The sequence below is a fragment of the Bacillus sp. YC2 genome (assembly GCF_019891195.1).
Lineage (GTDB): Bacteria > Bacillota > Bacilli > Bacillales > Bacillaceae > Bacillus.
The window spans coordinates 215,017-241,181 of record NZ_JAHXDO010000002.1 but is presented as its reverse complement, the minus strand read 5'-3'; the positions used below and the strand labels follow the sequence as shown (position 1 = coordinate 241,181).

Below are 26,165 nucleotides of genomic sequence, written 5' to 3'. Positions count from 1 at the left end.
GCTTTTTTTATTGACAGCTGTAAGAACGTTTTTCAATATGACAAAAAGAGACCGGAAATATCCGGTCTCCTTATGATTACAATCCGACTGCATTCCATGCAGCTTCTACGCTGGCAGCGTCTTGAGAACCGTAAAGGTCGCGCGCTGATTGAATTAAAGCCGCTTTTGCATCTTTAAAACTGGAAGAAGGAGTGAGGTATACCGTTAATGCACGATAGTAAATTTGCTCCGCCTTTTTCACGCCGATTTTTGTAATCGTATTGTAAGCGGCTTTATTCGGAATTCCGCTGTTTGTATGAACGCCGCCGTAGTCGCCGTCATCGTTGTTCGGAAGATTTTGGTAATTTCTGTAATGGTCAGGCTGTCCGTATTTTGTCGGATTTGATAAGCTGCGGAGAGCCGGCTGGCTGACCGTAATATCTTCACCGATATCCCAGTCCTCAGTATCATTAAAGTATCCAAACACATCAGAGAAGGATTCATTTAAAGCGCCCGGCTGATTTTCATAATTCAGGTTTGCTGTTTCCTGTGTGACGCCGTGCGTCATTTCATGAGCGGTTACGTCCATTGAACCGGAAAGAGGAGAGAAGAATGAACCGTCACCGTCACCGTAAATCATTTGGTCGCCGATCCAGGCCGCGTTATTGTATCTGCTGCCGTAGTGAACGGAAGAAACGATTTTGCTGCCTCTATTATCATAGCTGTTGCGTTTAAAAGTCTGATAGAAATAATCATACACTTTGCCGAGATTGTAATGTGCATCAACGGCAGCGCGCTGAGAAGAAGTTGTGAATTGGTTTGTGCTGCTTGATACTAACGTACCCGGCAGGTTAGATTGGCGGTTTTGCAGATCATACGTAATAATTTGTGTTCCGGTTGGTTTGGAAAGATCGCGTAATACATATTTTCCGCCTTCAGATGAAATATTTAATGATACCGTTTTTCCTTTAAGAGTTGTACCTGTTCCGGTTACAGCGGCATGCTCGACTTTATTTTGCTTTTTCAGGATTTTACCCGTTTCTGCATCAACGGTTACTTCCCAGTTTGCCGGTTCCGGGTCGATGTAGCGGATGGTTACATCATAGGCGAGGCGGTATTTTCCGTCTTTTGTGGCAGCTGCTTTCAGCTCAGCTTTGTTTTTATTTGCAACATTTCCGTTAGAAACGGCTTCAGGTGATTTGCCGATCGCTTTAAAAGCGTGATCGAGCGCCTGGTTTGCAGACAATTTTTTGTTGTTCGCTGTTTTAGCGGAAGATTCGTTGTTTAATTCTCCGTTAATCGCATAGACATTGTTGGATTTATCGACGTGAATAATGACCTGAGAGTCTTTAACAGGTACACCATTAACGACAGGCACATAGCGGAAGTGCTTATAGCCGAGGTCATCTGTTGTATGGTCAATCAGTTTCAGTCTTTCAGATGGGTTGCCTTTAAACACCTTGCCGTTTTGTTTCAAGTATTGCTTGATCGCTTTATCACTGACAGAAGGTAATTCAGATTGCACCAATGAGTGCTTCGGCACAAAATTTGTCAGGTTTTCTTTAAGCTGAGGATTTTCAGCAGCCTGAACACCTGGCAAACTGATTGTTAAACTCATAAATGAAGCAGCGACAGCAACAGACAATTTCTTACCTAAACCCACAATAAATCCCCCTTTTTGAAAATAATGAAAACTTATATTGTTATAATAAACCAGTAATCTCACACTCTGCAATATAAAAATAGCCTTGAAAGATGAATTGATAGAATTGTCCTGTGTAAGCTTCTGTCGGAAGGTGTCGGGAGATAAGCCGAGAGGCACGTGTTGATGCAGACATGAGTCGAATGACGCGATTTAGAGTGAAAAAAATGACAAATGGAAGCAGAAAAAATGATAGGGGAAAAATTTTATTATCATTGAAACTTTTTTCAGTGCCGGTTGTCTAACCGGGTAAGGCCTTAATAAATGTAAAGGATTGTTACAGATGTCAGACACTTTCAGCCATTTTATTTTGCACTTCGACAGGCACTTTATTTTAAGCAGGCAGAGCGTTTTTATCATTCAGTGGTCAGCCGCTTGCCTTGCCGTTTTATACGCGCTTACCTTCCATCCGAAAATCAGCCGACAGGCAATGATGTTTTACGCCGGGTTTCTGCTGCGTGCCATTTTACTGACGGGCATTACAATTGAACTGATTCATCAGGTGCGAATCACTCATTTTACAGCGGGTTATTTGACGTCACAGAGCAGTGAGCTCCTCCCGATTCTCCATCTCTTAATGTATGGGTATGTGCTGCTTACAGCCTTTCACTATATGCTTTTGCCTCAAGAGCAGAAGGGCAAGGGAATGTTTTATACCTTTGATCTCACTGTCGTAACGATGCCTGTTATTCAGGTGATCTTCAGTTTTTTCTCCTATTGGAGACACAACCCTGAATACATATCAAAAACAGAAATTTATGAAGCGCTTTGTTCTACGGTGATTATTTTATTGCTCTTGGTCTCTATGAATTTCTTATTCTTTAAGATGTACTGGAAGCCGAAAGCCGTCTTTATCGGTTTGTTTTATGCGGTGGTGATCGGGCTTATGGTTTTCGTGCTCGTCCCGTATCCTGGCGACACTGCAAAGGATTACGGCAGGCTTTTTCCGTATACAACCTATTTAACAATGGCGGTTTTTTTGATGAGCCATCATTTGTTTCACAGGTCAAAAAGAATAAGCTGCCGGGTGAAAACAGCCCTTGCGGCAGCGATTGCTGTTTGTTTTATTGTCTTTTTAAACCCGCTGTACAATGCCGGGGATGCTGCTTTTGCCATTTCGAAGCCGATTGCAGCTGATTCTGTTGATTATGTCGGTGAGCATATTACCTCAGAAAAAGCGGAACGGATTGTAACGTCATTTTTTCCGGCAAAAGAACCGGTTTACTTAGCGGGGTCCGACCAGGATCTGCATTATTTTTATCGTTTTAAAACAGAAGATTATGAAGCAGACGTGGATGAAGTCTCACAAATGATACAAGATTACAACTGCCTGAAGAAACCGGAAGGCCGTACATTGACAGAGAAAGAATATCGCAAAAAGTCATTGGAGTTTTTATCTGCGCACGGCCGGAAGCTTGATACAGAACGCATTAAAACGAAAGTAAGGAAAGAAAATCAGCAGATTGTGGTAGAGATTATACCGAAGAAACCGGACATTCATCATGAGCAGCAGGGTGCTGTGTTTTACTGGGAAAAGGAAACCATCATGAGCTTTTCTGAAAACCCGTCAATCTATAAGCTTGAGTCCTTGCCGCAGGTGCACATGTCTCAAAAAGAGATCATTAATAAAACAAAAGCCGCCTTTCGTACGCTGCAAATGTCTGATCAGGCTTTTGATATTACAAATATAGACATCAACAGCGTGATTGGCAGCAGTTTGACGGTTACTGCGAAAAACGGTGCGGAGCTGGAGTTTGATACAGAATCCGGGCGTCTTTTCAAGATTAGTCTCCCAGATGGAAAATCGTCTCTTACAAAGGCCGGGCTTCAAAAAAAGCTTTTCTCATTGCTGGGCGCGGACATGGCAGAGATTAAGCAAGATAACAAATTGAAAGACGGTTTCGTGTTTCAGGATGCCGGCGGAAAGCACACGATTACACTGCAAAATGACGAGGGGATTACAGAGGTATCTTTAGATGATTGGGGGATGGCTAAAACATTTCAACACACATACGAAGAGGGAAAAAAAGCATTTCGCAAGGCAGCCGCAAAATATAACGGTGTCATCTACAAAAAACGGGTGAAGCCTGTCACAGCGGTGAAAGACGGTGTGAGATATAATGCGTGGCTTGTGATCATTCAGCCGTTCGGTTCAAACCGCCATGATGCCTATGTGGTAAATGCGGACACTTATAAGGCGGTGAACCTTTATGAACAATAAAGAAAAAAAGTCTGTTTTTCTCGATTTATATGAACTTTATAAGGAAGGAGAGCTTGAGGGCGGCACACTTCAATGGATGAAGGAACATGAACCGTTGTTCGGAACCGAAGCGAAAAAAGCGAAAAAGCAGCGTGAGGATGTGATGAAGACGCCGGCGGATGATGCCAGCCAGATCAAATATATGAAACGCTGCGCGTACGTATTATATAGCTTCTTTATCGTGCTCTCGATCTGGATGACAGTGTGGTTTTATTTTTAAATGAAAAACAAGATGTCGATTGAACAGTTATACCGTGAACATTATCAAGATATTATGTATTACTTGTACAGAAGGACGCATGATGCTGAAACCGCTAAGGATCTCGCCCAGGACACGTTTATGAAGGCATTTAACGGGCTTGAGTCGTTTAAAGGCCATTCTTCTATCCGGACATGGCTGTATGCCATTGCTCATCATACATTTATCAATTGGTACAGGCGGGACAGAAAATATCAATTTTCAGATATCAGCCTGAATGAAGGGCTTCAGCAAACGACATATGAACTGCCGGAACAATACATAAGCCGGACAGACAGGCATGAGGCATTAACCCGGCAGATTCTGCGTTTGAAAAGCGATCAGCAAACCGTTTTGATTTTAAGAGAATTTCAAGAGCTGTCTTATGAAGAGATTGCTGATATTTTAGGTTGGAGCCTTTCAAAGGTGAAAAGCACGCTCCACAGAGCAAGGCTGCAGCTGAAACAGCAATTAGCGGAGAAAAGGAAGGACGGACAGATATGACTTGCTGTTTAGTGAGAGATTTGCTCCCTTTATATATAGAAGGTGATTGCAAAAAAGAGACGGAACGGTTTATAGCCCGCCATCTTGAGGAATGTGAGGAGTGCGGGAAGTTGCATCGTTTGATGAAGGAACCGCTTGAGCTTGATGCCGTCAGGATAACAGAACCCGCCTGTTACGAGGAGGAAGAAAGGCGGTTCAGACAGAAATATTACGGCGTTTTGCTGACAAAAGCCTCCTGCTTGTTCGGCGCGGTATTCCTGATCATGCTGCTTGTCAATCTGCTGCTGTAAAAAAGCGCCCGGCTAATTGCCGGGCGTCTTTCCATTTATGCAGCTGGATGAAGGCCTGTATAAATGCTTTCCAGCACTTCTTGAGGCAGTGAATTGAAAAAGCCGGCATATAACTGCGCCTGTTCTTTGCCGATGCCTGCTTTCACGGCGAGTTCTTTGTCAAACACATAAGCGCCGTCTTCCTTGACGATCATTGTTTGAAGGAGCTGCAGGCTTTGTGAGAAGGCGGTAAACAGCTGATCAACGAAAAGGGCTTCTTTTTCCGTAAAGCCGAGTTCAACTGCTTTTTCTTTATTAAAGGTATACTCGCCGTCTTCTTTCTCAATACATTGAGAAAGAACGCTTAAAAATTCGGTTGAACTGTCCCACAATTTTTGAATGAGCTGTGCTTCTTCTTTGTCCATTCCCAATTCGGCTGCTTTTTCGCTGTCAAAATAATAGACGCCGTCTTTTTCGTCAATCGATTGATTAAGGATGTTAAGCAGCTTTGTAAGATCTTCAGGATTTTTTTGTGCGGCTGATTGCAGGAAATGTGTTTCATCTGGATTCAGCGTTTTTGCTCCGGCAGAGTCGAGCGGGCTGAATGCAAGCAAGGCGGCTGAGGCAGTTACGGCGGCTGTTAATGCGGTTTTCTTGAAAAAAGGTGTTTTCATTTCGTTCTCTCCCTGTCATGTGTATTTGCTTACAGTCACAGTATAGGGAGAGAGATTTGGAATTGAAATAGGTTTTATGGTATTTCCTGCATGACTTTGCCGGACTATTTCAAGGTGCACCGTTTGACTGTCTCTGCTGATGTAACTACGGCAAGTTCCGTTTTTTACGGCTTCCTGACTAGGTGACGGGGAGGTAAGCCTTAATGATCAGAACATTTTTGCATCATGGAGACGCAAAAAAAGCCTGAATCTTTTATTCAGGCTTTACAAGCGCTTTTTGTGTTTACGGGATTTCAGGATTGGTCATGCTTTTAATCAAGCAGTCCTCGTTCACGCATTTTTTTCTTTAAAGTGAAACCGCTTCCCATCATAACGGTAACGAGAACAAGGCTTCCGATGATGCCCCAGGCGCTTTTTTCTGCGATAGATACGCCGATCAGCATCATGCTGAAAACAGCTGCGAATGCAAATAATAATAAAAGCCAATTGAATTTTTTCATATTCCCATCCCCTTTAACGTCATACCTTCAGTTTACAGAAAAACGTAACGCTTTTAAAGAGGATGTGTGGTATAATATGAAAGTTATCTAATTTTTTTAGGAGATGAAAATGTGAAACTTCGAACCGATCTTCGCAACATCGCGATTATTGCCCACGTTGACCATGGGAAAACGACTTTGGTAGACCAATTGCTTCACCAAGCCGGAACATTCCGTGCCAACGAAAATATTGCTGAACGCGCAATGGATTCAAACGATCTTGAACGTGAACGCGGTATTACAATTCTTGCGAAAAATACTGCGATTAACTATAAAGATACACGTATTAATATTTTGGATACTCCGGGACACGCAGATTTCGGAGGAGAGGTAGAGCGGATTATGAAAATGGTTGACGGCGTTCTTTTAGTCGTTGACGCATACGAAGGCTGCATGCCGCAAACCCGCTTCGTGCTGAAGAAAGCTCTTGAGCAAAACTTAAATCCGGTTGTTGTCGTTAACAAAATCGACCGTGATTTCGCGCGTCCTGAAGAAGTGATCGATGAAGTTCTTGATTTGTTCATCGAACTTGACGCAAACGAAGAACAGCTTGAATTCCCTGTAGTATACGCTTCCGCCATTAACGGAACGGCAAGCCTTGACCCGAAAAAGCAGGACGAAAACATGGAATCTCTGTATGAAACGATTCTTGAGCATGTGCCTGCGCCGGTTGACAATGCTGACGAGCCTCTTCAATTCCAAGTGGCTTTGCTTGATTACAACGATTACGTCGGCCGTATCGGTATCGGACGTGTTTTCCGCGGCACGATGAAAGTCGGCCAGCAAGTCTCCTTGATGAAGCTTGACGGAACGGCGAAATCTTTCCGCGTAACGAAAATTTTCGGTTTCCAAGGGCTGAAACGCGTGGAAATTGAAGAAGCGAAAGCGGGTGACCTCGTAGCGGTTTCCGGAATGGAAGACATCAACGTCGGGGAAACGGTTTGTCCGGCTGACCATCATGAACCGCTGCCTGTTCTGCGTATTGATGAGCCTACCCTTCAAATGACGTTTGTCGTCAACAACAGTCCATTTGCGGGACGGGAAGGTAAATTTGTCACAGCCCGAAAAATTGAAGAGCGTCTGAACGCGCAGCTTCAAACTGACGTCAGTCTGCGTGTCGAGCCGACAGCATCACCTGACGCGTGGGTCGTTTCAGGCCGCGGTGAGCTTCACTTATCCATCTTGATTGAAAACATGCGCCGTGAGGGCTATGAGCTTCAAGTGTCTAAACCTGAGGTTATCATTAGAGAAATCGACGGGGTAACTTGTGAGCCGGTTGAACGCGTTCAAATCGACGTGCCAGAAGAGCACACTGGTTCTGTCATGGAATCAATGGGTGCCAGAAAAGGCGAAATGCTCGATATGATTAATAATGGAAACGGCCAAGTGCGCCTGATCTTTACCGTTCCTTCACGCGGTCTTATCGGCTACTCTACTGAATTTTTGTCACTGACGCGCGGTTTCGGTATCCTTAACCACACGTTTGACAGCTATCAGCCGATGCAAAAAGGCCAAGTCGGGGGACGCCGCCAAGGTGTGCTCGTGTCTATGGAAAACGGAAAAGCGACATCTTACGGAATTCAAGGTATTGAAGACCGCGGTGTGATTTTCGTTGAGCCGGGCACAGAGGTTTATGAAGGAATGATCGTCGGCGAGCATAACCGCGACAATGACCTCGTGGTGAATGTCAGCAAAATGAAACAGCAGACTAACGTCCGTTCTGCGACGAAGGACCAAACGACAACGATTAAAAAAGCGCGCATCATGTCGCTTGAAGAATCGCTGGAGTACTTAAACGACGATGAATACTGTGAAGTAACGCCGGAATCCATCCGTTTAAGAAAGAAAATCCTGAACAAAAACGAACGTGAAAAAGCGGCGAAAAAGAAAAAAACAGCAGGAATGTCTTAATCACTTGCAGAATTTGAAAAGATAGAACCCGAACGTAAAAGGGGAGGGAATCTTTTTGAATGAAGTGAGTGAGCGGCTGTCGTTCTTTGCAGCTCTTTATCAAGTGGATCAGCATCCGCTGACGGGGATGTGGCTGTTATACGGAACGATAGTCGTGCTTTCGGTGATTGTGTTTAAACTGGGCTTTGCCAAACGGCTGCCGGTTTTAAAGGCTGCGGCCGTTTATCTTTTTCTTGTGCTCGGCTGCACCGTGCTGACCTTTTTCGGTGTCTTTTTGCCGGTAGGGGAGGGCTTGGTTGTCGCCGCCTTGATTTTGATTATCTACAAAATCCGGCTGCACCAGTCAAAAAAAGGACAGTCAGCTAAACCGCAATAAAAAAATGACCTTGCCTCCCGGCGGGGTCATTTTTATTTCGATCTATTTTTTCACTTTGTCTTTTTTCGCTTTTTGTCCGGGATGAAAGGAGAAATGTCCGGTTTTCAGCCGCGCTTCTGTTTTGATTTTGATTCGATCATGGCATTCCTGGCACATATATGTATGAATCGGGCGGTTGCGGAGGCGTTTGGCTGTCAGTGTTTCATCATCAATTTGTTCAAGTTTGTCGCATATGGAACATTTTACTCTCATTGATTTTTTCACCTCTTTCACTATGACAAGCATTATAACACGGATCCGCCGGGGGCCAAAATAAGAAGATGAAAAGAAAACAACGCCCGGCATATGTGCAGGGCGTTGTTTCTTACTGCCGGTTTTTCATATGATGATCCGATTGATCGTTCTGTTCTTGCTGTAACTTGTTTTGGTCCCTTTGGTTAAGCTGATCATTATTTGATTTTGTCGGTGATTCTTTCTCATTGTCCGTCACATTGTTTGGCACTTCCGGCAGCACCCGGCCGACAATGGCGGCGAGTTCATCCAAAATGCCTGAGACAGGGCGGCCTGCCTTAATATCCTTGCCCATTCCTTTTAATCGGGCGACTGTATCAGGGTCGGCGACCACAACGGCATTTGCGCCGTAAGGATCATTTTTTAATGCTTGGGCCACGGTATATTTAATGGTTTCCACTTTGCTTCTTTCTAAATTATCCTCAACATCGATTCCGACAACGGAATACCGTCCGAGAACAACCGCAGTCGCGTCTGTTATACCGGGGATTTTTTCCGTTACCTCAACAAGGTGTCTGGCGATGTCTGTCCGGCCTGGATTGTTGTTTGTATCAGGAGCCGTATTTTTGACATGAATCGGTTTTGTTTCCTGCTGATTGGCTGATTCATTTTGTGCGGCGCGGTCCCGCCCGTACTGTACAGCGTTGCAGCCTGTCAAAATGAAAAGAGCTTGTATGATAATGAAAAGAATTCGCACTGACAGATTCCCTCCTTTAATGCTTTCATTTATTTTATTGTTGAATTAACCTTCTATCTTTATTCACCAAAACATATATTTTAGCAGGCATCCCCGTTTTTCAACTGAAGAGAAGCATATGCTGGGCTTTGATCCTTATATCAGGAGGCTGAGACTTGAGTAAAATTTATGTGTTAGATACGAATGTACTATTGCAGGATCCTAACGCCATTTTTTCCTTTGAAGAACACGAAGTTGTCATCCCTGCCGTTGTGCTCGAAGAGGTCGATTCAAAAAAGCGGTATATGGACGAGGTCGGAAGGAATGCGAGGCACGTATCTAAGCTGATAGACGGACTCAGGCAAAAAGGAAGGCTGCATGAAAAAGTTCCGCTTGCAAGCGGAGGAACGATTAGAATTGAACTGAACCACCGATCATTTCATCAGCTGCAAGAAATTTTTATTGAAAAAACAAATGACAACCGTATTCTGGCGGTGGCAAAAAATTTAAGCCTTGAAGAAGAAACAAAGGAAAACGGGCGCCTCGTCATCCTGGTCAGCAAAGATGTGCTTGTCAGAGTGAAGGCGGATGCCATCGGGCTTTTGGCTGAGGATTTTTTAAACGACAGAGTCGTTGATCATGATGAAGTCTACAGCGGGTACAAAGATATATACATGAATAAAGAGCTGTTCACATCGTTTTACAAAAACAAACAAATCACCGCGCAAGAGCTGCCTCAGCATCGGTTTTACCCAAATCAATTTGTGCTGATGAAGGATGAATTGGGGGGATCTTCGTCTGCGGTCGGCATTGCTGATAAAAAGGGAGAAGCCGTAAAAAGACTTGTCTTCGATGATGAACATGTATGGGGAATCAGACCGAGAAACGTCCAGCAGACAATGGCGCTTGAACTCTTGCTTCGGGAAGATATTCCGCTTGTGACATTAATAGGTAAAGCGGGAACCGGGAAAACCCTGCTCGCCCTTGCTGCAGGGCTATTGCAAACGGAGGATTTAGGTATTTATAAAAAGCTGATCGTCGCACGGCCGATCGTTCCGGTAGGGAAGGATATTGGATATTTGCCGGGTGAAAAAGAGGAAAAGCTTAAGCCTTGGATGCAGCCGATATTCGATAATCTTGAATTTTTGTTCAATGCGAAAAAGCCGGGTGAGCTTGAAGCGATTTTGGCCGGTATCGGTTCGATTCAGGTCGAGGCGCTGACATACATCCGGGGAAGAAGCATTCCGGATCAATTTATTATTATTGATGAGGCGCAAAATCTGACGAGGCATGAGGTGAAAACGCTTTTGACAAGGGTCGGTGAGGGCAGCAAAATTGTCCTGATGGGCGATCCGGAGCAAATAGATCACCCATATTTAGACAGTTTAAATAACGGACTTGCTTATGTTGTGGAACGGTTTAAAGGACAAAACGTTTCAGGCAGCGTCAAGCTTGTGAAAGGCGAAAGGTCCGGCCTTGCCCAGCTGGCAGCCGATTTGCTATAGGACTTCGATTTCTTTTACGCCGGTTATCGGCTCATCAAAGTTTTCGTCCACATAAATATGGATGGGACCGCCGTCTTGGAGCGGCTTGCCCGCTTCGCTGAAATGAGCGATGCTTTCAAGCGCCTTTTCCAGCGGTACGGCGGTTCTCTTTGAGTCTGAAATAAAGACGCATTGGACAGCGCTTTCTTTCGGTTCCGCGTTTGATAAAACCGCGCCCAGCTTCATTGCGAAACTGCCGTTCATCAGCTTTTCCTTTTCAAAGCGTTTTTCGCTTTTTAATGTCGGCGGCGAAATGCGCCCTTCTCTGATCACACGCTCTGTATCAATCGTATGTTCATCCGTTTCAGCCGTGCCGTCTGGATGAACGGGCTGCTGTTTCTCAAACGGAAACTTGCGGTCATCAAAAATCCAGACACTCGGGTCAATTGTAATTGGGTATGTTACATTTCCTTTAACTTGAATAACGCTCATGGTGAAGCCCCCCTTTTATCTAAAGTATAAAAGTTTTCGCATGAATTGTCACTTTGCGTCACAAATTAGATGTAAAGAAGGCAGCGAAGTGAGGGTGATCGAGATGGTGTGCCGGCATAACCGGGAGCTGGAGGCGTTAGTTCAGGAAGCGAAAAAAATGACCGAGAAAGGCAAGGTTGCCGACTACATTCCGGCTTTGGCTGAATCGGAGAAAAACAGCCTTTCCGTCACAATTTATCATGCGGAAAATACATGTCTGTCGGCAGGCGACGATGACCAAACATTTACGCTGCAGAGTATTTCGAAGGTGCTTACTCTTGCGCTTGTATTAATGGATTACGGGAAAGAAAAGGTATTCAGCTATGTCGGGCAGGAGCCGACGGGAGACCCGTTTAATTCCATTATTAAGCTTGAGACCGTGAATCCGAGCAAGCCTTTAAATCCGATGATTAATGCGGGCGCCCTTGTGGTCACAAGTTTAATTAAGGGACAGTCTGCGAAAGAAAGTCTGGATTATTTGCTCGGATTTATCAGAAGGCTTGCGAACAATCCTGATATTACATACTGCAAGCACGTAGCAGAATCAGAATTCCGCTCCTCGATGATTAATCGCGCGATGTGCTATTACATGAAGCAATATGATATTTTCGAAGGCGATGTTGAAGAGGTGATGGACCTATATACGAAGCAATGTGCAATTGAGATGACCAGCCTGGATTTAGCTAAAATCGGCTGCGTATTCGCACTTGACGGAAAGCATCCGGAGACGGGAGAGCAGGTCATCTCAAAAGATGTCGCAAGAATTTGTAAAACCTTTATGGTGACATGCGGCATGTACAATGCGAGCGGTGAGTTTGCGATCAAAGTCGGCATCCCGGCGAAAAGCGGCGTATCAGGGGGGATCATGGGTATTTCGCCTTACAACTTCGGCATCGGGATTTTCGGCCCGGCGCTGGACGAAAAAGGCAACAGTATAGCGGGTGTGAAGCTTCTGGAAATCATGTCTGAGATATACAGGCTGAGTATTTTTTAAAACATTTTTTTATCATAACATCTGCTTAAATCCTCTTGCAATTTCAGCTGATACCCTTTATGATAAATAGAAGAATTAGGTACTCGCCTGGGGAACGGAGGGATACTTTTGGCTTCAGAGATTATAGTTGACCATCAGCAGAAAGCATTTGAGCTGTTGAAGCTAGATGCTGAGAAGATTTTGAAGCTGATCCGAGTACAAATGGATAACTTAACGATGCCTCAATGTCCTCTTTATGAAGAGGTTTTGGATACTCAGATGTTCGGACTGTCGAGGGAAATCGATTTTGCTGTCCGCCTGGGATTAGTTGATGAAAACGACGGAAAAGAACTGCTGGACAGATTGGAAAGAGAACTGTCCGCTTTGCATGACGCGTTTACAGGAAAATAAATGATCAAACTCAAACTTTTCAACGGTTTGGGTTTTTTTATAACCGTAAACCGTTTTTTTTACATCTTCTTTTCAAGAGACGGTCTCTTAATCTGCATTTCATCCGAAAAACTATAAAGAAACTGCGTAAATTGTATATGAATTATAGTAAAATATAATACGCAATAAGTATTAAACGTAAGCTTTAAGCAGGAAAGAGGATGTTATGTTTAAAAGAATGTTAAAATCTTACGATTATTCATTGATATGCGCTATCATTTTGCTGTGCAGTTTCGGACTGTTGATGGTATACAGCTCAAGTATGATTACCGCTGTTTCGCGCTATGGGGTGAGCAGTGATTATTTCTTTAAACGGCAGCTGTTTGCTTTCATTGCAGGGAGCGTTTTGTTTATCATCATGGCCGTATTTCCTTACAAAGTGCTTGCCCATCAAAAAATTCAAAAATTTATATTGCTCGCGTCATTGGCTGCGCTGTGTGCGCTGTTTGTTTTCGGACATGTTGCCGGAAACGCGCAAAGCTGGTTTAAAATAGGCGGAATGGCCATTCAGCCGGGGGAATTTGTAAAGCTGACGCTTATTTTGTATCTTGCGGCTGTTTATGCAAAAAAACAGAGCTATATTGACCAGCTTTTAACGGGGATTGCGCCTCCGGTGATCGTTACCGTAGTCGTTTGCGCGCTTATTGCCATCCAGCCTGACTTCGGAACCGCGATGATTAACGGTTTAATTGCGCTCTGCGTCATTCTTTGCTCGGGCTTCAGCGGCAAAACACTGCTCAGGCTTGTCGTGATGGCGGGAATCGTCTTGCTTCTTGTCAGCCCGCTTATTTATTTGAATTGGGACAGCATTTTAACTCCGGGGCGTTTAAGCCGGTTTGAAAGCCTTGAAAACCCATTCAAATATGCCAGCACGTCCGGCCTGCAAATCGTAAACTCGTATTATGCGATCGGCTCAGGCGGATTTTTCGGACTCGGCCTAGGTGAAAGCATTCAAAAATACGGATACCTGCCTGAATCACATACTGACTTTATTATGGCAGTCATTTCAGAAGAACTGGGCATTTTCGGTGTCTTGTTTGTTATCCTATTACTCGGTTTTGTCGTGTTAAAAGGATTTTATATTGCCAGGAAATGTGAAGATCCGTTCGGAAGCCTTTTGGCAATTGGAATTTCAAGCATGATTGCGATCCAATCTTTTATTAATCTCGGCGGTGTGAGCGGTTTAATTCCGATCACCGGAGTTCCGCTTCCGTTTATCAGTTACGGAGGATCATCATTGCTCTTATTATTAACGAGCGCGGGTATTTTAGTGAATGTAAGTATGCATGTGAAGTACTCAGAAAAAAAGAAAAAGAGGGAACCTGTTCTGCCGAAGGGAAGCCAAAGACAGGCGGAAAAAACTGTGTATCTGTAAAAAACAAATGTATACACGGGGAGGATATTCCTTTATTATAAAGTACATATTTATTTAGGCCAAGGGGGAGAGAAGTTTGTCACAACAGTCCATCCAAAAAGTGTTAGTAGCAAACAGGGGAGAAATCGCGATCCGGATTTTCCGGGCGTGCACAGAGTTGAACATCAGAACGGTAGCCGTTTATTCAAAAGAAGATTCCGGTTCCTATCATCGCTATAAAGCGGATGAAGCATATATTGTCGGAGAAGGCAAAAAACCGATTGATGCGTATCTTGATATTGAAGGAATTATTGAAATCGCTAAAAGAAACAGCGTGGATGCCATTCATCCGGGCTACGGATTCTTATCTGAAAATATCCAATTTGCGAGACGCTGCGAAGAAGAAGGCATCGTATTTATCGGGCCGACTTCAGAGCATTTAGATATGTTTGGTGACAAGGTGAAGGCCCGCGAGCAGGCTGAAAAAGCCGGCATCCCAGTTATTCCCGGAAGTGACGGGCCGGCTGAAACGCTTAAAGATGTCGAACAATTTGCAAAAGTTCACGGATATCCGTTTATCATTAAAGCGTCACTTGGCGGCGGCGGTCGGGGCATGAGAATCGTCAGAAGCGAAAGTGAATTGAAAGATTCGTTTGAACGCGCCAAATCTGAGGCGAAAGCCGCTTTCGGAAACGACGAAGTGTATGTTGAAAAACTGATCGAAAATCCGAAGCATATTGAAGTTCAAGTAATCGGAGATAAAGAAGGCAATGTCGTTCATCTGTATGAAAGGGACTGTTCCGTCCAAAGACGCCACCAAAAGGTCATTGAAGTGGCACCGAGTGTTTCATTGTCGGCCGAATTAAGGGGCGAGATTTGTGAGGCGGCCGTCGCGCTTGCGAAAAATGTCGGCTATATCAATGCCGGAACAGTTGAGTTTCTCGTCGCGGATAATGAATTTTTCTTTATCGAAGTAAATCCACGCGTACAAGTGGAGCATACCATTACGGAGATGATTACGGGCGTTGATATTGTGCAGACGCAGATCCTTGTCGCACAGGGGCACAGCCTGCACAGCCGGGCTGTCAATATCCCTCAGCAGAAAGATATCGTCACAAACGGTTATGCCATTCAATCGCGCGTGACCACAGAAGATCCGCTGAATGATTTTATGCCTGACACGGGTAAAATTATGGCCTACCGCTCCGGCGGAGGATTCGGTGTCCGTCTTGACACGGGGAACAGCTTCCAGGGCGCTGTCATTACGCCTTATTATGATTCCCTCCTCGTTAAGCTGTCGACATGGGCTTTAACGTTTGAGCAAGCTGCGTCGAAAATGGTCCGCAACCTGCAGGAATTCAGAATCAGGGGCATTAAAACCAATATTCCGTTCCTTGAAAACGTGGCAAAACATGATAAATTCCTGACGGGTCAATATGATACATCGTTTATCGACACAACGCCTGAATTGTTCATATTCCCTAAACAGAAGGACCGCGGGACGAAAATGCTCAGTTATATCGGAAATGTGACGGTAAACGGTTTTCCGGGTATCGGGAAAAAAGAAAAACCTGCATTTGATAAACCGCAGATCGTTACGCTGGGTGTCGGAGAAAAGCCTGCGAACGGAACAAAGCAGATACTTGATGAACGAGGCGCAGAGGGGCTTGCGGACTGGGTAAAAGAGCAAAAGTCCGTTCTTTTAACTGATACGACGTTCAGGGATGCCCATCAGTCATTATTGGCGACTAGAATCAGAACAAATGATTTGAAAAGAATCGCAAACCCTACGGCTGCATTATGGCCTGAGCTGTTCAGCCTTGAGATGTGGGGAGGCGCGACATTCGATGTAGCATACCGCTTCTTAAAAGAAGATCCTTGGAAGCGCCTGGAGGATCTCCGGAAAGAAGTGCCGAACACTTTGTTCCAAATGCTGCTCCGCTCTTCGAACGCCGTCGGCTATACAAACTATCCAGACAATGTCATCAAGGAATTTGTGAAGCAGTCAGCTCAATCGGGAATTGATGTATTCCGGGTATTTGACAGCTTAAACTGGGTGAAAGGCATGACACTGGCCATTGATGCCGTTCGTGAAACAGGCAAAGTGGCGGAGGCTGCGATTTGTTATACAGGGGATATCCTTGATAAGAACCGGACGAAATATGATCTGAATTATTACCTCTCAATGGCGAAGGAGCTTGAAGCTTCCGGCGCGCATATTCTCGGCATTAAGGACATGGCCGGTTTGCTTAAGCCTCAAGCTGCATATGAGCTTGTGTCAGCACTTAAGGAAACGATTGATATTCCTGTCCATCTGCATACGCATGATACGAGCGGCAACGGCATCTATCTGTATGCTAAAGCTGTTGAAGCGGGTGTGGATATTGTTGATGTTGCTGTCAGCTCGATGGCAGGTCTGACATCCCAGCCGAGCGCAAGCGGATTTTATTATGCGCTGGAAGGAAACAGCCGCCGTCCTGAGATGAATGTGCAGAATGTTGAAAGACTGTCACAGTATTGGGAATCCGTGCGCCATTATTACAGTGAGTTTGAAAGCGGCATGAAGTCCCCTCATACTGAAATTTACAACCATGAAATGCCTGGCGGCCAGTACAGCAACCTTCAGCAGCAGGCCAAAGGCGTCGGCCTTGGCGAACGCTGGAATGAAGTAAAAGACATGTACAGCGTCGTCAACCGTATGTTTGGCGATGTCGTCAAAGTAACGCCGTCTTCTAAAGTTGTCGGAGATATGGCGCTTTACATGGTGCAAAATAATTTAACAGAGCAAGATATTTATGATAAAGGCGAAACGCTTGATTTTCCGGATTCAGTTGTCGAGCTGTTTAAAGGGCAGATCGGCCAGCCGCACGGCGGATTCCCGGAAAAACTGCAAAAACTGATTCTTAAAGGGCAAACGCCGATTACGGTAAGACCGGGTGAACTGCTTGAACCTGTATCATTCGACGGCATTAAAGAAGAATGGAAGGAAACCCATCAGCTGGAATTGAGTGATCAAGATGCTATTGCGTATGCACTTTATCCGAAAGTGTTCACGGAATATGTCAAAACAGCTGAACATTTCGGGGACATTTCCGTTTTGGACACGCCGACCTTCTTCTATGGCATGACGCTCGGCGAAGAAATTGAAGTTGAAATCGAGCGCGGAAAAACGCTGATTGTGAAGCTTGTGTCTATCGGAGAGCCGCAGCCTGATGCAACGCGTGTCGTTTATTTCGAATTGAACGGCCAGCCGCGTGAGGTTGTCATTAAAGATGAAAGCATCAAATCATCCGTGCAGGAAAAATTAAAGGCCGATCGGACAAACCCGAGCCATATCGCCGCCTCAATGCCAGGGACCGTTATTAAATTGTTAACGGAAACCGGCGCGAAGGTGAATAAAGGCGATCATTTAATGATCAATGAAGCGATGAAAATGGAGACGACTGTACAGGCGCCGTTCTCTGGAACAATACAGCAGATTCATGTGAAAAATGGTGAACCGATTCAAACAGGCGATTTACTGATTGAGATTGAAAAAGCGTAATTGATGAAAAGCCGGAGCATGCAACGCCATGGTCCGGCTTTTTTTATAAAAAGAACGGAAGGAATAGGTAAAAGGGGAATTTTTGTTCAAAAAAAGGCCGAAGCTGCTGAGCTTTGGCCTTTTTTCATCAGCCGTTCTGCTGTTTAGATTCATAGCGGAAACGGGCGATTAATAATAGGAAATAACATAAGACGCCGAACAATCCGGCGATAAAGAGCGAATGGGCAAGCGCGAAACCGGTCGCCATTTCGGAATAAACGACCATGATCCCTGATATCGCCTGCAATAAGACGAAGGCGAGTGCTGCCATCCAGCCCCAAAGAATCTGTTTTTGATCTTTGTAAGAACGAACCGCGTGCACGGCTGCGATAATGATCCATACAAATAACAAGAGCGCCGCCGTCCGGTGACCCATCTGCACCCATTCCTGGAAGTGGGCCGGAAGTCCGTGGTTCAGCCTGCTGCAAAGCGGAACATTCGGACAGGCCAGGCTTGAACTGGTATGGCGCACATAAGCGCCCGTATAAACGACGACATATGTGTAAATCAAAAGCCCGATCATATGCACCTGCATTTTCTTGCCGATACGAAGCGGTTTGACGAGCTTTCTGACTGATTTATCAGCTTCAAATATGAGCAGCGTTAAAATCAAAACGGAAGCGAAAGAAATCAGCGATATGCCGAAATGAAGCGCCATAATCAGCGCGTTTGAGCCGAAAACAACCGCCAATGCGCCGAGGAGCGCCTGTAAAAATAAAAAGATGATGGACATAATGGCGAGAAAGGTTGTCTCACGGAAAACCGGCGTGACTTTTCTCCATGCCCAAAAAGCGAGACTCAGGACGAGAACGATGGATACACCGCTTGCGAGCCTGTGGCTCCATTCAATGATGGACGCGGCGTTCAGTTCCGGGAAAAACCGGCCGTTACATAGCGGCCACTGCCTTCCGCAGCCGAGACCCGACCCCGTTTTTGTGACGAGGGCCCCGCCTATCAGGACGACGAGCATGACAAATGTCGTCAGCACACCTAGTGCTTTTAATGCTTTATTCATTATACATTCACCTTCTTAACAAACTGAACAAATTTATATACGTACCAAGTGTAAGCGAATATGTGTTTTGTGGCAATTCTCAATTCTGTTTGTTCACAAAAATATAATAGAATCAGGACTTCTTATATTATGGGGTTGATTATTCCACATGGGTCTGATAGAAATAAAGTAACCGCTTTACTCAAAATCGGCGAATTTGGTAAAATTCATAAAAAGTTCACAAATAAATTCCTGTTTCTCGTTTAATATTTAAGAGGATGTTTTTTTACAAGGAATTATCTTGTATGATAGAGTTGCAGGTCTTAAAAAACCTGTTTTAGGTTTGTAAGGGAGGTTTACGTTATGGCTAATTCCAGAATTTTAAACGATACAGCTATAGACGGGCAGATTGAAGAGACGACGGCATGGAAGGATTTCCTTTCTCTTATTAAAATAGGAATCGTCAATTCAAATTTAATTACGACTTTTACCGGGATGTGGCTTGCGTTACATATATCCGGTTTAAGCTTTTTAGGCAATTTAAACACCGTGCTTCTTACATTAATCGGTTCTTCTTTGATCATCGCCGGTTCCTGTGCCATTAACAACTATTACGACCGGGATATCGATCATTTAATGGAGCGCACGAAAGTAAGGCCGACGGTTACCGGAAAGATTCAGCCGAATCAAGCGCTGTGGTCAGGGATTTTACTCGTTGCTTTAGGACTTATCATGCTTTTAATGACCACCGTGATGGCAGCAGTGATCGGTTTTATCGGCGTGTTTACGTACGTTGTTCTTTATACAATGTGGACGAAACGCCGCTATACGATTAATACGGTTGTCGGCAGTGTCTCAGGCGCCGTGCCTCCGTTAATCGGCTGGACGGCAGTTGAAGGGCATATCGGGGTTGTCGCGTGGGTATTGTTCATGATTTTATTCATTTGGCAGATTCCCCACTTTTTATCGCTGGCGATTAAAAAAACAGAAGATTACAGAGCCGCAAATATCCCGATGCTGCCGGTTGTGCATGGCTTTGAAGTGACGAAAAGACAGATTATCGTCTGGGTCGCGTGCCTATTGCCGCTTCCGTTTTTTCTCGGAAGTCTCGGTCTTCCGATTGTCATTCTCGGCACTTTGTTAAACGTCGGATGGCTCGTTCTCGGACTGATGGGTTTCCGGATGAAAAACATCATGAAGTGGGCAACTCTTATGTTTGTCTATTCACTTAATTACATGACCATTTATTTTGTTGCGATGGTGATCTTTACTCTATTTTAAAATTGAATAACGAGCTTGTTTGATCGCTTCAAAACAAACGCTGACAACTAGTAAACGCCGCCTTGACCTTTTGTTTAATCAGGCGGCTTTGCTTTTATACATAGATGGAATTTTAAGTAAAAAATCTCATATTTTAAGAAATGAGGAAATGAAGCATTTCAGTTGGAAGCAGTTTATCTGCTTGTGAACATTCCGTTGAAGTTCATCTTGTACTGATCAAAAAAGGGGTTGGGTGAAATGTTAAAGCGTTGGCGTCTTTTTTCATTATTAGCCTTAGTGCCGCTTTTGTTGAGCGGCTGTGGAAAACCGTTTCTGTCCACACTCAAGCCTGCCGGCGAGGTGGCTGATAAACAGTATGATCTGACCGTGCTCAGCACACTTATTATGGTTGTAGTCGTGGCGGTCGTGGCCGTTATCTTCTTTTATGTCATTGTAAGGTTCAGACGGTCGCGTGTAGGAGAAAACACGATACCGAAACAGGTCGAGGGGAACCGCTTTTTAGAAATCACATGGACGGTCATTCCCATCTTGCTTTTGATTGTTCTTGTCATTCCGGTTGTAATCGACACACTGGCGCTCGCGGATACATCGCCGATGGATAAGAAAAACCGGAAAGCGGAGGATGCGCTCGTTGTGAATGTCAGGGCTAATTTATACTGGTGGGAATTTGAATATCCGGATTACGGAATCGTGACGAGCCAGGAGCTTATCGTTCCGACGGATGAGCGTGTCTATTTCAAACTGAAGTCATCAGATGTAAAGCATTCCTTCTGGATTCCGTCAGCGGGCGGGAAAATTGATACGAATACGGATAATGACAATACTTTCTTTTTAACCTTTGATTCGAAGCGAAGCAAAAAAGCGGGAGAGTATTTCTTCGGCAAATGCGCGGAGCTGTGCGGGCCTTCACACGCGCTGATGGATTTTAAAGTGAAGCCGCTCTCGTCAAAAGAGTTTAAAAACTGGACGAAAGCGATGAAAAATTATAAGCATAAGACGAATTCTGATTTAGCCGCACAAGGCGAAGAGCTGTTTAAGGAGAAAAACTGCCTGAGCTGCCACGCGGTTGAGCCTAATGATAAACGGGCAGAAGCGGCGAGAACGGCTCCGAACCTGGCAACCTTCGGCGAACGGGTCAAAGTAGCCGGGACCAAGGATTCGAATAAAAAAAATGTGAAGGCTTGGCTGAAAGATCCGGAGAGCATTAAGCCGGGAAACAAAATGACAGGATCGTATCCGAAGCTGACAGATTCTGAAACGGATGCGCTGTATGAATATTTAAAAGGGTTAAAAGCGGAAAGCAAGTGAGGACAGGGAGATATTTGGGGGGAGGTCGCAAATGTTGAATACGCTTACAGAAAAGCGGAAAAGAGGCTCTTTGCTTTGGGATTATTTGACGACGGTTGACCATAAAAAAATCGCGATTTTATACATGATCGCCGGGGGATTTTTCTTCGTAGTCGGCGGGCTTGAGGCGATGCTTATCAGGATTCAGCTCTTAAGGCCTGACAACCATTTCGTCAGTTCTCAGCAGTTTAATGAAATTATGACGATGCACGGAACGACAATGATTTTCCTTGCGGCTATGCCGCTTTTATTCGGACTGATGAACGCCGTCGTGCCGCTTCAGATCGGGGCCCGTGATGTCTCATTTCCATTTTTGAACGCGCTCGGCTTCTGGCTGTTTTTCTTCGGGGGGATTTTTCTGAATCTGAGCTGGTTTTTAGGCGGCGCCCCTGACGCCGGCTGGACATCTTACGCGTCGCTTGCGCTGCATTCAAAAGGGCACGGCATTGATTTCTTCGTGCTTGGTCTGCAAATATCGGGGTTAGGGACATTGATTGCCGGGATTAACTTCTTGGCAACCATTATTAATATGAGGGCGCCCGGTTTGACCTATATGAGAATGCCGCTGTTTACGTGGACGACATTTGTGGCGTCGGCACTCATCTTATTTGCTTTTCCTCCGCTCACGGTCGGCTTGGCGCTGATGATGCTGGACCGTTTGTTCGGAACGAATTTCTTTAATCCTGAGCTCGGAGGAAATACGATTATTTGGGAGCACTTGTTTTGGATTTTCGGGCACCCGGAAGTATATATTTTAATCCTTCCTGCTTTCGGAATTTTTTCAGAAGTGATTCCCGTATTTGCGAGAAAACGGCTGTTCGGATATTCCTCAATGGTCTTTGCGATTGTGCTGATCGGCTTCCTCGGATTTATGGTTTGGGTGCATCACATGTTCACGACAGGACTCGGACCGATTGCCAACGCGATTTTTGCTGTTGCTACGATGGCAATTGCAGTGCCGACGGGTATTAAAATTTTCAACTGGCTCCTGACGATCTGGGGAGGAAACGTCAAGTTTACGACTCCTATGCTGTACGCGGTGGCATTTATCCCTTCTTTCGTTCTCGGCGGGGTGACGGGTGTCATGCTGGCTGCGGCTGCGGCCGATTACCAGTTCCATGATACGTACTTTGTCGTTGCCCATTTCCATTATGTCATTATCGGCGGAGTTGTATTCGGCATCCTTGCCGGTGTGCACTTCTGGTGGCCGAAGATGTTCGGTAAGGTGCTTAACGAAACGATGGGAAAGATTTCGTTCATCTTATTTTTTATCGGTTTTCACTTAACTTTCTTCATCCAGCATTTTCTCGGATTGATGGGAATGCCGCGGCGTGTTTACACGTATCTTCCTGACCAGGGTCTTGATACGGGCAACCTCATCAGTTCAATCGGAGCATTTTTTATGGCCGGTGCGGCTGTTTTATTGGTAGTCAATATCATTTATACCTCTGTAAAAGGCAAATACGTCGGAAATGACCCATGGCTTGACGGGCGTACACTTGAATGGGCCGTATCTTCGCCGCCGCCTGAATACAATTTTAAGCAGCTGCCATTTGTAAGAGGGCTTGATCCGCTTTGGATCGAAAAGCAGGCCGGAAATCAGGGGATGGCACCCGCAGAGCCTGTAGAAGACATTCATATGCCGAACGGTTCCATTTTGCCGCTTATCATTTCTTTTGGGCTATTTGTCGCAGCATTCGGACTTTTGTATCGCTCCGACCATTCTTGGGGGCTTCCCGTCATCTTTATAGGGCTAGGCATTACGTTCTTTTCCATGCTGCTGCGCTCTGTGATTGATGATTACGGCTATCATATTCATAAAGAAGATTTGCCGAATGATGATAAAGGGGTGAAGGCGTAATGCAGCTTCAGGAAAAAATGACGGCTGAAACCTTTCCGGCTTCTCCTGAAAAAGAAACGCTGGAGGGGAAAAATAAATTTTTAGGATTTTGGCTCTTTCTCGGCGGGGAAACCGTTTTGTTTGCCTCGCTTTTTGCGACATTTCTCGCCTTAAGGCAGTCGAAAGCCGGGGGGCCGTCCACCGCTGAGATGTTTGAGCTTCCGATTGTGTTTATTGCTACGATGCTGCTGTTAACGAGCAGCTTAACAAGTGTGTATGCGATGTATCATATGAAAAATTTCTCGTTCAGAAAAATGCAGCTGTGGCTTCTGATCACCATCTTATTGGGAGCGGGATTTTTAGGCGTAGAAATTTATGAGTTTACACATTACACTCATGAATTCGGATTCACCATCACGAGCTCTGCGCTCGGTTCAGCGTTTTACACGCTTGTCGGCACACACGGAGCCCACGTGGCGTTCGGCCTTTTATGGATCAGTACGCTCATGATCCGAAATGCAAAAAGAGGGCTCAGCCTTTATAATGCGCCAAAATATTATGTTGCCAGTTTATATTGGCATTTTATCGATGTCGTGTGGGTCTTTATCTTTACCGTTGTATATTTAATGGGGATGGTGGGATAACGATGGACGATAAAAAAAACAGAGCGACTGTCAGTACGGATTTTGAATACAGGAAAAAGAAAAATGCCGAGGAGATGAAATATCAAATCATGTCCTTCGGTTTAATGATCGGCCTTACGCTTGTCGCGTTTCTGACGGTGGCGGCCGATGGCATCGCGAGCTGGTTTACAATGCCGTTTCTCATCCTGCTTGCAGTCATCCAAGTCATTTTTCAGCTGTTTTATTTTATGCATATGAGCCAAAAAGGGCATGAAGCGCCTTCATTATTTCTGTATTCGGGAATATTTGTCGCGTTTATCACCGTGCTGGCATTTGTCACGATTATTTGGTGGTAATCGGGGCGGCAGGGAGTGAGGGATTTGATTAATTTAGAGATGTTTGGGTTTCGCGCGATGTGGAGCCCTTATCTGTTCTGTGCGACTGCCGTGATTACGGCGCTTTATTTTTACTGGTGCAGCCGGCATAAGGGTCGTGTATCGGTAAAGGAGAAGGTTTTGTTCGGGCTTTCGGCGTTCTTTTTTTACGCAGCTGCCGGAAGTCCGGTGGATTTATTGGGGCACGTGATGTTCAGCGCTCATATGGCGCAGATGGCGGTTTTATTTTTAGTTGTGCCTCCGCTTTTGATTTCAGGAATTCCCGGCTGGGCGTGGGAGAAACTCATTTTCAGGCCGGTCGTTAAACCGCTGTTTTCTTTTTTTTCACTGCCGCTTATCGCATTGCTGTTATTTAACGGGATATTTTCTCTCTATCACGTTCCGTTTATATTTGATGCCGTGAAAACGGATTCTCTGTATCACACGCTGATGAACGGTTTGATATTTATCACGGCGTTTTTTATGTGGTGGCCGCTTGTGCATCAAGTGAACGGCCTGCCGCGCCTCAGCGGCTTAATGAAGCTTGGGTATATTATGGCAGACGGAATTCTTCTGACGCCGGCCTGCGCTCTCATTATGTTCAGCGGAGCACCGCTGTATGCGACGTATACAGACCCGGCAGTTTGGGCTGAAGCGATGAAGCTGTGCGTGCCTTTAGATTTGCTGCAGCAGATTCCTTTATCGGGGCCCGAGATGTTTAACACGCTGCCTCCTTTAGAGGATCAGCAGCTTGGCGCGGTATTAATGAAAATCATTCAAGAGCTCGTGTACGGAACGTATTTGGCTGTCGTTTTTTTTCAGTGGGTGAAAACGGAGCGGGAAAAAGATACGCCGACAGAGCCTCCGTATATTCAGCATACGGTATCATAAAAAAGGTACAGCAGAACATGCTGTACCTTTTGTCTTACATTTGCACTGTTTTTAAAGGCTCTGCTAATTCAAGGATCAATGCTTTGCTTTGGGCGACGACATGGCTCGGAAATTCTTCTGTGCTGCCGTATTCAACACCGTGCGGATAATAATGCTTGCCTAAAAGAGGGGCCATCAGCTGTATAACGGCGCGGCCGCTTCCTACATCACCCTCTGCTGCAACCCCTTGAATCCGCAGATAAAATGTCCCCTCAGCAACTGAAAATTTTTTATCATAGGTCACTCTTTCATAATCCCATTGGCCAGCCCGGATTAATCCCTTGCTTTCCATCAGGTCATCCAGGCGGTTAAGCTCGGCTTTTACTCCTTCAAGACCGCTGTCCTCAAACTTCAAACGTTCCCCCTCCTTTTAAAATTTACCTTTCCTGACAATCATAGTATGAAAGCGTTACACTTTCAATGATTCATACGGTGAAAGTATGCGGAAAGAAAAATTTGACGACAATAGTAGCAGAAAAAAGGAGGAATTCCGCAATGACAAAGATCAATAAGCTCATGACGTCAGACTTGCATTATTGTACAGTATTAGATAATGTATATGAAGCTGCGGTGAAGATGAAAGACGCAGATGTCGGCGCCATTCCGATTGTAGATGAGGACGGTAAGACACTGGTTGGGATCGTGACAGACAGAGATCTCGTATTAAGAGGGATTGCCTCAAAAAAACCAAATTCCCAAAAAATAACCGACGCTATGACAAAACAGGTCATCAGTGTTGAGAAGGATGCTTCTGTAGATGAAGTGCTCCATACGATGGCAGAGCATCAGCTCAGAAGAATTCCAGTCACACAGGATAAAAAGCTTGTCGGCATTGTCACCCTCGGGGATCTTTCTTTAGCCGAGCAATCAAACGAGAGGGCAGGCCAAGCTCTTTCTGACATTTCTGAAGATGGGGACAGCCAGCAGGGTTTTATCCATTAAACATAAATCACGGACGTTAAAAATAGGCTGTACTGTATGA

General features: G+C 45.1%; 26 protein-coding genes. 18 read left to right on the top strand and 8 right to left on the bottom strand.

Going from position 1 to position 26,165, the window contains the following annotated elements:
• Positions 1-76 precede the first annotated feature (76 nt).
• Positions 77-1,642, bottom strand: coding sequence for a M4 family metallopeptidase (locus KY305_RS06165; protein WP_223061804.1), 1,566 nt, complete (start codon positions 1,640-1,642; stop codon positions 77-79).
• 322 nt (positions 1,643-1,964) lie between these two features.
• Between KY305_RS06165 and KY305_RS06160 the strand changes: the two genes are divergently transcribed.
• From KY305_RS06160 to KY305_RS06145, 4 genes are read left to right on the top strand one after another with little or no spacing between them, the layout of a single operon-like run.
• The gene (locus KY305_RS06160; protein ID WP_223061803.1) at positions 1,965-3,902 is read left to right on the top strand and encodes a hypothetical protein; all 1,938 of its coding nucleotides are present in this window, start codon (positions 1,965-1,967) and stop codon (positions 3,900-3,902) included.
• Positions 3,892-4,161, top strand: a complete 270-nt coding sequence (locus KY305_RS06155; protein ID WP_223061802.1) for a hypothetical protein — start codon at positions 3,892-3,894, stop codon at positions 4,159-4,161. Before KY305_RS06160 ends, KY305_RS06155 begins: the two co-directional genes overlap by 11 nt.
• Positions 4,162-4,683 (top strand): sigma-70 family RNA polymerase sigma factor, encoded by a 522-nt coding sequence (locus KY305_RS06150; RefSeq protein ID WP_223061801.1) that lies wholly within the window; start codon positions 4,162-4,164, stop codon positions 4,681-4,683.
• Positions 4,680-4,973, top strand: a complete 294-nt coding sequence (locus tag KY305_RS06145) for an anti-sigma factor family protein (protein WP_223061800.1) — start codon at positions 4,680-4,682, stop codon at positions 4,971-4,973. The genes KY305_RS06150 and KY305_RS06145 overlap by 4 nt, the downstream gene beginning before the upstream one ends.
• 35 nt (positions 4,974-5,008) lie before the next feature.
• Here KY305_RS06145 and KY305_RS06140 read toward each other — a convergent pair whose 3' ends face one another.
• Together KY305_RS06140 and KY305_RS06135 are read right to left on the bottom strand one after the other, a co-directional pair.
• Positions 5,009-5,626 carry a hypothetical protein gene (locus KY305_RS06140; RefSeq protein ID WP_223061799.1) on the bottom strand — a complete coding sequence of 206 codons (618 nt, stop codon included), beginning with the start codon at positions 5,624-5,626 and terminating at the stop codon, positions 5,009-5,011.
• Positions 5,627-5,937: 311 nt separating this feature from the next.
• A complete protein-coding gene (locus KY305_RS06135; RefSeq protein ID WP_214799536.1) occupies positions 5,938-6,126 on the bottom strand; it encodes a YlaF family protein in 189 nt (62 codons plus the stop codon).
• Between the two features lie 111 nt (positions 6,127-6,237).
• Between KY305_RS06135 and typA the strand changes: the two genes are divergently transcribed.
• A complete protein-coding gene (gene typA / locus KY305_RS06130) occupies positions 6,238-8,076 on the top strand; it encodes a translational GTPase TypA (RefSeq protein WP_223061798.1) in 1,839 nt (612 codons plus the stop codon).
• Between the two features lie 55 nt (positions 8,077-8,131).
• Positions 8,132-8,452 carry a YlaH-like family protein gene (locus KY305_RS06125; protein ID WP_061520393.1) on the top strand — a complete coding sequence of 107 codons (321 nt, stop codon included), beginning with the start codon at positions 8,132-8,134 and terminating at the stop codon, positions 8,450-8,452.
• A 42-nt stretch (positions 8,453-8,494) separates the two neighbouring features.
• Here the strand turns inward: KY305_RS06125 and KY305_RS06120 are convergent, their stop codons facing one another.
• Both KY305_RS06120 and KY305_RS06115 read right to left on the bottom strand, forming a co-directional pair.
• Positions 8,495-8,704, bottom strand: coding sequence for a YlaI family protein (locus KY305_RS06120; RefSeq protein WP_223061797.1), 210 nt, complete (start codon positions 8,702-8,704; stop codon positions 8,495-8,497).
• Between the two features lie 112 nt (positions 8,705-8,816).
• Positions 8,817-9,440 (bottom strand): YhcN/YlaJ family sporulation lipoprotein, encoded by a 624-nt coding sequence (locus KY305_RS06115; protein WP_223061796.1) that lies wholly within the window; start codon positions 9,438-9,440, stop codon positions 8,817-8,819.
• A gap of 155 nt (positions 9,441-9,595) precedes the next feature.
• Here KY305_RS06115 and KY305_RS06110 point away from each other — a divergent pair, with 155 nt between their 5' ends.
• Positions 9,596-10,924 (top strand): PhoH family protein, encoded by a 1,329-nt coding sequence (locus KY305_RS06110; RefSeq protein WP_223061795.1) that lies wholly within the window; start codon positions 9,596-9,598, stop codon positions 10,922-10,924.
• On the opposite strand, the gene KY305_RS06105 is transcribed toward KY305_RS06110, so the two are convergent.
• Positions 10,919-11,395 carry a peptidyl-prolyl cis-trans isomerase gene (locus KY305_RS06105; RefSeq protein WP_223061794.1) on the bottom strand — a complete coding sequence of 159 codons (477 nt, stop codon included), beginning with the start codon at positions 11,393-11,395 and terminating at the stop codon, positions 10,919-10,921. The genes KY305_RS06110 and KY305_RS06105 overlap by 6 nt on opposite strands.
• Positions 11,396-11,498: 103 nt before the next feature.
• Here KY305_RS06105 and glsA point away from each other — a divergent pair, with 103 nt between their 5' ends.
• The 4 genes from glsA (at position 11,499) to pyc (ending at position 17,755) form a co-directional block, all read left to right on the top strand.
• Positions 11,499-12,428 (top strand): glutaminase A, encoded by a 930-nt coding sequence (glsA, locus tag KY305_RS06100; RefSeq protein ID WP_223061879.1) that lies wholly within the window; start codon positions 11,499-11,501, stop codon positions 12,426-12,428.
• A gap of 108 nt (positions 12,429-12,536) precedes the next feature.
• The gene (locus KY305_RS06095; protein ID WP_003154494.1) at positions 12,537-12,818 is read left to right on the top strand and encodes an Fpa/YlaN family protein; all 282 of its coding nucleotides are present in this window, start codon (positions 12,537-12,539) and stop codon (positions 12,816-12,818) included.
• A gap of 205 nt (positions 12,819-13,023) precedes the next feature.
• Positions 13,024-14,232: an FtsW/RodA/SpoVE family cell cycle protein gene (locus tag KY305_RS06090; RefSeq protein ID WP_223061793.1), complete on the top strand. Its 1,209-nt coding sequence runs from the start codon at positions 13,024-13,026 to the stop codon at positions 14,230-14,232.
• A 76-nt stretch (positions 14,233-14,308) separates the two neighbouring features.
• A complete protein-coding gene (gene pyc / locus KY305_RS06085; protein ID WP_223061792.1) occupies positions 14,309-17,755 on the top strand; it encodes a pyruvate carboxylase in 3,447 nt (1,148 codons plus the stop codon).
• 127 nt (positions 17,756-17,882) lie between these two features.
• On the opposite strand, the gene ctaA is transcribed toward pyc, so the two are convergent.
• The gene (ctaA, locus tag KY305_RS06080; RefSeq protein WP_223061791.1) at positions 17,883-18,809 is read right to left on the bottom strand and encodes a heme A synthase CtaA; all 927 of its coding nucleotides are present in this window, start codon (positions 18,807-18,809) and stop codon (positions 17,883-17,885) included.
• A 342-nt stretch (positions 18,810-19,151) separates the two neighbouring features.
• On the opposite strand from ctaA, the gene cyoE reads away from it, so the two are divergent.
• The 6 genes from cyoE (at position 19,152) to ctaG (ending at position 25,144) form a co-directional block, all read left to right on the top strand.
• Positions 19,152-20,069 carry a heme o synthase gene (gene cyoE, locus KY305_RS06075; protein WP_223061790.1) on the top strand — a complete coding sequence of 306 codons (918 nt, stop codon included), beginning with the start codon at positions 19,152-19,154 and terminating at the stop codon, positions 20,067-20,069.
• Between the two features lie 237 nt (positions 20,070-20,306).
• Entirely contained in the window at positions 20,307-21,377 is a 1,071-nt protein-coding gene (gene coxB, locus KY305_RS06070) for a cytochrome c oxidase subunit II (RefSeq protein WP_223061789.1), read from the top strand.
• A 31-nt stretch (positions 21,378-21,408) separates the two neighbouring features.
• Positions 21,409-23,277: a cytochrome c oxidase subunit I gene (ctaD, locus tag KY305_RS06065; protein ID WP_223061788.1), complete on the top strand. Its 1,869-nt coding sequence runs from the start codon at positions 21,409-21,411 to the stop codon at positions 23,275-23,277.
• Positions 23,277-23,900, top strand: a complete 624-nt coding sequence (ctaE, locus tag KY305_RS06060) for a cytochrome c oxidase subunit III (protein ID WP_223061787.1) — start codon at positions 23,277-23,279, stop codon at positions 23,898-23,900. The genes ctaD and ctaE overlap by 1 nt, the downstream gene beginning before the upstream one ends.
• Positions 23,901-23,902: 2 nt before the next feature.
• Positions 23,903-24,235, top strand: a complete 333-nt coding sequence (gene ctaF / locus KY305_RS06055; protein WP_223061786.1) for a cytochrome c oxidase subunit IVB — start codon at positions 23,903-23,905, stop codon at positions 24,233-24,235.
• A 24-nt stretch (positions 24,236-24,259) separates the two neighbouring features.
• Positions 24,260-25,144, top strand: a complete 885-nt coding sequence (ctaG, locus tag KY305_RS06050) for a cytochrome c oxidase assembly factor CtaG (protein ID WP_223061785.1) — start codon at positions 24,260-24,262, stop codon at positions 25,142-25,144.
• 34 nt (positions 25,145-25,178) lie between these two features.
• Here the strand turns inward: ctaG and KY305_RS06045 are convergent, their stop codons facing one another.
• A complete protein-coding gene (locus KY305_RS06045; protein ID WP_223061784.1) occupies positions 25,179-25,538 on the bottom strand; it encodes a YugN family protein in 360 nt (119 codons plus the stop codon).
• 140 nt (positions 25,539-25,678) lie between these two features.
• Between KY305_RS06045 and KY305_RS06040 the strand changes: the two genes are divergently transcribed.
• Positions 25,679-26,125: a CBS domain-containing protein gene (locus KY305_RS06040; RefSeq protein ID WP_223061783.1), complete on the top strand. Its 447-nt coding sequence runs from the start codon at positions 25,679-25,681 to the stop codon at positions 26,123-26,125.
• Positions 26,126-26,165 lie beyond the last annotated feature (40 nt).

What these genes read in the sequence shown, in the direction of transcription:
- KY305_RS06160 (WP_223061803.1), top strand. Translation starts at nt 1,965, where the DNA reads ATGTCAGACACTTTCAGCCATTTTATTTTGCACTTCGACAGGCACTTT.
- KY305_RS06155 (WP_223061802.1), top strand. Translation starts at nt 3,892, where the DNA reads ATGAACAATAAAGAAAAAAAGTCTGTTTTTCTCGATTTATATGAACTT.
- KY305_RS06150 (WP_223061801.1), top strand. Translation starts at nt 4,162, where the DNA reads ATGAAAAACAAGATGTCGATTGAACAGTTATACCGTGAACATTATCAA.
- KY305_RS06145 (WP_223061800.1), top strand. Translation starts at nt 4,680, where the DNA reads ATGACTTGCTGTTTAGTGAGAGATTTGCTCCCTTTATATATAGAAGGT.
- KY305_RS06140 (WP_223061799.1), bottom strand. Translation starts at nt 5,626, where the DNA reads ATGAAAACACCTTTTTTCAAGAAAACCGCATTAACAGCCGCCGTAACT.
- KY305_RS06135 (WP_214799536.1), bottom strand. Translation starts at nt 6,126, where the DNA reads ATGAAAAAATTCAATTGGCTTTTATTATTATTTGCATTCGCAGCTGTT.
- KY305_RS06120 (WP_223061797.1), bottom strand. Translation starts at nt 8,704, where the DNA reads ATGAGAGTAAAATGTTCCATATGCGACAAACTTGAACAAATTGATGAT.
- KY305_RS06105 (WP_223061794.1), bottom strand. Translation starts at nt 11,395, where the DNA reads ATGAGCGTTATTCAAGTTAAAGGAAATGTAACATACCCAATTACAATT.
- glsA (WP_223061879.1), top strand. Translation starts at nt 11,499, where the DNA reads ATGGTGTGCCGGCATAACCGGGAGCTGGAGGCGTTAGTTCAGGAAGCG.
- KY305_RS06090 (WP_223061793.1), top strand. Translation starts at nt 13,024, where the DNA reads ATGTTTAAAAGAATGTTAAAATCTTACGATTATTCATTGATATGCGCT.
- ctaA (WP_223061791.1), bottom strand. Translation starts at nt 18,809, where the DNA reads ATGAATAAAGCATTAAAAGCACTAGGTGTGCTGACGACATTTGTCATG.
- cyoE (WP_223061790.1), top strand. Translation starts at nt 19,152, where the DNA reads ATGGCTAATTCCAGAATTTTAAACGATACAGCTATAGACGGGCAGATT.
- coxB (WP_223061789.1), top strand. Translation starts at nt 20,307, where the DNA reads ATGTTAAAGCGTTGGCGTCTTTTTTCATTATTAGCCTTAGTGCCGCTT.
- ctaD (WP_223061788.1), top strand. Translation starts at nt 21,409, where the DNA reads ATGTTGAATACGCTTACAGAAAAGCGGAAAAGAGGCTCTTTGCTTTGG.
- ctaE (WP_223061787.1), top strand. Translation starts at nt 23,277, where the DNA reads ATGCAGCTTCAGGAAAAAATGACGGCTGAAACCTTTCCGGCTTCTCCT.
- ctaF (WP_223061786.1), top strand. Translation starts at nt 23,903, where the DNA reads ATGGACGATAAAAAAAACAGAGCGACTGTCAGTACGGATTTTGAATAC.
- KY305_RS06040 (WP_223061783.1), top strand. Translation starts at nt 25,679, where the DNA reads ATGACAAAGATCAATAAGCTCATGACGTCAGACTTGCATTATTGTACA.